This is a genomic window from Mesorhizobium sp. M2A.F.Ca.ET.037.01.1.1 (assembly GCF_003998075.1).
Taxonomy (GTDB): Bacteria; Pseudomonadota; Alphaproteobacteria; order Rhizobiales; family Rhizobiaceae; genus Mesorhizobium.
Map to the genome: position 1 here is coordinate 1 of NZ_RZSA01000610.1, position 4,139 is coordinate 4,139.

Below are 4,139 nucleotides of genomic sequence, written 5' to 3' on the forward strand. Positions count from 1 at the left end.
CCGCAGGCTTGCCGGGAGTCTGGGCGAAGCGCTGGTGCAGGCGCCGACCACAATGCCCTGGGGCAACCGCTCGCTACTGTTTCGCGATCCCAACGGCAATCTGGTGAACTTCTTCACGCCGGTGACGGAGGCGGCGATAGCGAAGTTTGGCGGGTGAGGGATTGCTATGCCCAGCGCGAAGGAATGAGACGCGGCCGGCTAGCGTGCTTGGCTCTGCGTCAACCGTGCGGTTGACGCCGTGCGCCATCCATCCGATATCCCGCGCAAATCTGTTCCGGGATGTCCATGACTACCGATCTCAAACAACCGGCCGCCGACGCCGCCTGGCAGGACGATGTCCGCGCCGGCGTGCGCCATGTGCGCGACCTTGCCCCGCTGCCGCTCTCGCCGGCCGAGCGCGCCGCCGCGCAGGAGGCCGCCGCGGCCCACAAGGTGCGCGTGCCAAAACCCTATCTCGACCTGATCGACTGGAACGACCCGGACGATCCGATCCGCGCCCAGGTGATCCCTTCGCCCGACGAGCTGGTCGCCGCCGAGGGCGAGCTCGACGACCCGATCGGCGACCATGCCTTCAGCCCGGCGCCCAGGCTGACGCACCGCCATGCCGACCGCGTGCTTCTGTTCCCCACCTATCAATGCGCGGTCTATTGCCGTTTCTGCTTCAGGAAGGAGTCGCTGACCTCGATCGGCCGCGGCTATACGCGGGAAGCCCTGGAGCCGGCGCTGGCCTATATCGCCGGGCATCCCGAAATCCGCGAGGTGATCCTGACCGGCGGTGATCCGCTGTCGCTGCCCGACAAGGCGTTGGCCGAGATCCGCGCCCGCCTGGAGGCGATCCCGCATCTGAGGCTCCTGCGCATCCACACCCGCGTGCCGGTGGCGCTGCCGTCGCGCATCACGCCCGGCCTGGTCGAGGCGCTGCAGGGCCGGCTGATGGTGAGCGTGGTCACGCACTTCAACCACGCGCGGGAAATCACACAGGCCACGGAGGAAGCTTGCCGCGCGATGCGGCAGGCGGGTTTCGTGCTGCTCAACCAGAGCGTTTTGCTGAAAGGCGTCAACGATAAGGTCGAGGTGCTGGAGGAGCTCTGCCGCGAGCTGATGTACCGTCTCGGCGTGAAACCCTATTACCTGCACCACGGCGACCTCGCGCGCGGCATGGCGCACCGTCGCACAACGATCGCCGAGGGCCAGGCGCTGGTGGCGGAACTGCGCCGGCGGCTCTCCGGCATCTGCATCCCGACCTATGTCATCGACCTGCCGGACGGCTGCGGCAAGGTGCCGCTGGCGGCGAGCCATATCGAGGGCCGCGACGGTGACACCTGGCTGATCAGAGGCCAGGACGGCAAGGTGCGGGAATACAAGGAAGTGGTTGGCCAGGACTGACGCCGTATCTGTCTTGCCGGCGTCCGGCGACGGCGCTTGCCCGCCCGACTTTGGCCCCCATTGCGCAGCAGAAGGAACTCCATCTCGCGCCCCGCATTCTATGAGCGGGGACTGAAGGAGCGCCGCGTGAAGGCTTTGTTGGGAATTGCCGGTGGGTTCGTGCTGACCTTGGCCGTGTTCGCCAGCGGGCTTGCCTTCGCCACCTGGATGCTGGCCGCCAAGCCGGTGCGCCAGGCAACCCCCACGATCGGCGTTTCCGAGCTCTGGACGAAGGACGCGCAGCCGGTCGATCCGCAGAAGCAGAATCTCGAGCGCATTCCCGCCCAGCAGGCCGCGCCCGCCAAGGCGGGCGGCGAGCCGACCCCGGGCGAACCAGCCAAGGCGGCTGGCGCCACCCAGCTCGCGGCGCCGGCGGCGACCGCACAGCCGAAGCTGCAGCCATTGCCGGACGTTTCCGCTCCCATCCAGCCCGCGCCGGCCGCCAACGCGGCCCAGCAGCCGACGCCGGCCGATCAGCAGGCTCAGCAACAATTGCCCGTCGCCCATCTGCAATGGTGCGCGACGCGCTACCGCAGCTACCGCCCGGACGAAAACAGCTACCGTTCCTACAGGGGCGAGCTGCGCCCCTGCATCTCGCCCTATTACGATCCCGGCGACCGCACCGCCTCGACCGGCCAAAGCGATCAGACCAGCGATCAGGGCGCGAACGACCGGCAGGCCGCCACGGCCGGCGACGGGATCAACGAGACGAGCGACGACCAGGCCGAGATGCAGGGCTATGCCCCGTTCGGCGACGGCTACGCCACAACCTATGGCGGCCCGCCGGAGGAGATCTCGCCGGAGGCGGAGGCCGCCCAGGCCTCCAGCCGGCCGGTCTCGGCCGACCATATCGACTATTGCTTCAGCCGCTACCGCTCCTACGATCCGCGCGACAACACCTACCAACCCTTCGACGGCGGCCCGCGCCGCCAGTGCGAGTAGGGCCAACGCTTTTCCTCGCCTCCGCCAGCGGCGGGGGGGCCGAACGACGGGCGAGACCCGTGGCCGGAACGGTGGCCGCGAAGCGGCCGGAGAGGGGGCCTGCGGCGCCGGCGGGCTCGCTCAGCATCCTTACGTCGGCGCTCCCCCTCTCCGTTTCGGCTTCGCCGAGCCACCTCTCCCCCGATCGACGGGGTAGAGGAAGGCGCCAAGCTTTTTGCCGTCAACGCTCGTCCAGCAACGCTCCCCTCCTTTCCCTCCGGAGGAGGGGAAAGGTGGCGCTGCGAAGCAGCGACGGATTGGGGGAACCACCTGGCAATCGAGCCGAGGCCTGATCAGTCACGCCCGTCACAGAAGATGTGTGCATCCCCTGGCCACATTCGTGGGGGCCAAGAAAAGAGGGCAGCGCCGCGTTCCGCCACACCCCTCTGTCCTGATTGCTTTCGAGCGACGAAAGCCGGCAGGCCAGAGGGGGCGCTCTCCCGCCCGCATCTCAAGGCTAGCCCACCGATCTCACCCCACGACCTTCCCCGGATTCATCACATGACCCGGATCGATCAGCGCCTTGATCGCCTTCGCCAAATCCCGCTTCACTGGGTCGGCGTAGCGCTCATACGCCTCGCGCTTCTCCAGCCCGACGCCATGCTCGGCCGAGAACGAGCCGCCGGCTTCGCGCAGGCCCTGGTAAAGCACGTCCTCGATCGCCGCGTGCCGCTCATGCGGAAGCGGGCCGTCGCAATTGATCGAGATGTGCAGATTGCCGTCGGCGAGATGGCCGTAGACATAGGGCGCGTAGGCGGCGTCGATCCGCTTCAGCCCGGCCTCGATGCGCGCCACATAGGCGTCCAGCGCGCCGCCCGGCACCGACACGTCGAAGGAGGGCGCCATCGGGTGCGCGCGCTCGATCTCAACTGTCTCCTCGCGCAGCCGCCACATCTGGGCGGCTTGCGCCTCGGAGCTCGCGACCAGCCCGTCGATGATGCCGGCCTCTTCCCAGATCGCCGCCAGCCCGTCCTCAAACACCCCTCTGGCCGCCTCGACACTGTCCGCGCTGAGCCCCAGCACCAGTAGGCAGGGCGCATCGAGCGGCAGCTGCCCGGGCGCATAGCCCAGCCCCCGCTGCATCAGCGAGGCGAAATTGCGCCACAGGATCTCGGCGGCGCTGAGCCGCGCGCTGGTCGAGCCCAGAAAATGCCGCACGATGCGCTGGGCGCTTGCCGCATCCGGCACGCCGACCAGCGCCGTGGCGCTGGCGCCTGCCACCGGGTCGAGCCGCACCGCCACGCGCGTGACCATCCCAAGCGTGCCCTCCGCGCCAATGAAGAGATGTTTTAGATCATAGCCGGCGCTGGTCTTGAGCACCCTTGTGAGGTCGGAAAACACCCGCCCGTCCGGCAACACGGCTTCAAGGCCGAGCACGCGGTGGCGCATCGTGCCGTTGCGAAACGCCATGATGCCGCCGGCATTGGTGGAAACCATGCCGCCGATCGTGGCGCTGCCGCGCGCCGCAAGATCGATGCCCGGGTCGAGCCCATGCGCCGCCGCCGCCTCCCGCAGCCCCCAGCGTCACCCCCGCCTGCACGATCGCCACCCGCGCGAACGGATCGATCTCCTCGATTTGGGCAAGCCCGCCGAGATCGCAGATGATCTGCCCTTGGGAAGTCGCTGCCCCGCCCGCCAGCCCCGTGCGCCCGCCTTGGGCGACAAGGCTGATGCCACGCTCCGCGCAAAACCGCACCAGCGCCGCGACGCCCTCGACATCACGCGGCCGCACC

The 4,139-nt window shown here is 68.8% G+C and carries 4 protein-coding genes; 3 read left to right on the forward strand and 1 reads right to left on the reverse strand.

Annotation, left to right across the window (positions count from 1 at the left end; translation table 11 throughout):
- Nucleotides 1-285 precede the first annotated feature (285 nt).
- Together EOA27_RS25330 and EOA27_RS25335 are read left to right on the forward strand one after the other, a co-directional pair.
- Nucleotides 286-1,386: a KamA family radical SAM protein gene (locus EOA27_RS25330; protein WP_189343180.1), complete on the forward strand. Its 1,101-nt coding sequence runs from the start codon at nucleotides 286-288 to the stop codon at nucleotides 1,384-1,386.
- A gap of 126 nt (nucleotides 1,387-1,512) precedes the next feature.
- Complete coding sequence (locus tag EOA27_RS25335; RefSeq protein ID WP_245467139.1) at nucleotides 1,513-2,367, forward strand: BA14K family protein; 855 nt, start codon at nucleotides 1,513-1,515, stop codon at nucleotides 2,365-2,367.
- Nucleotides 2,368-2,877: 510 nt separating this feature from the next.
- Here the strand turns inward: EOA27_RS25335 and EOA27_RS25340 are convergent.
- Nucleotides 2,878-3,843: an FAD-binding oxidoreductase gene (locus EOA27_RS25340; protein ID WP_126078109.1), complete on the reverse strand. Its 966-nt coding sequence runs from the start codon at nucleotides 3,841-3,843 to the stop codon at nucleotides 2,878-2,880.
- Here EOA27_RS25340 and EOA27_RS43195 point away from each other — a divergent pair.
- The coding region (locus EOA27_RS43195) for a hypothetical protein (protein WP_348639873.1) at nucleotides 3,815-4,139 on the forward strand (325 nt) is incomplete at its 3' end. The two genes, EOA27_RS25340 and EOA27_RS43195, sit on opposite strands and share 29 nt — an antisense overlap.